This is a genomic window from Tenacibaculum aiptasiae (genome assembly GCF_008806755.1).
Classification (GTDB): Bacteria; Bacteroidota; Bacteroidia; order Flavobacteriales; family Flavobacteriaceae; genus Polaribacter; species Polaribacter aiptasiae.
Map to the genome: position 1 here is coordinate 148,233 of NZ_WAAU01000024.1, position 465 is coordinate 148,697.

Genomic DNA, 465 nt, shown 5'->3' on the forward strand with positions numbered 1-465 from the left:
TGTTACCGTTAAGGTTACTGTATTCGTTCCTACATTGCTACAATCAAATGAGGTTATATTTAAACTCATTGTTTGAATTCCACAGTTATCCGTTGATCCATTATTGATTTGTGCTGGTGTAATGCTTGCATTTCCTATAGCATCTAATTGAACCGTGATATCCTGTGTTATCACTGTTGGGTTTACCTTATCTTCTACAGTTACAATTGCTGTCTTCGTGTTTACATTTCCATTAACATCAGTTACGGTTAAGGTTACCGTGTTTGCTCCAATGTTTGTACAAGCAAATGAAGTTGTGTCTAAACTCATTGATTGAATTCCACAGTTATCGGTTGATCCATTGTTGATTTGTACTGGTGTAATACTTGCATTTCCTGTGGCGTCTAATTGAACAGTAATATTCTGTATTATCACTGTTGGATTGATTTTGTCTTCTACGGTTACGGTGGCTGTTTTTGTAGCTAC

At 36.1% G+C, this 465-nt stretch carries 1 pseudogene; it reads right to left on the reverse strand.

The features are described 5' to 3' along the window. Positions 1-465 (reverse strand): annotated as a pseudogene (locus F7018_RS18510) (hypothetical protein); the annotation flags it as partial.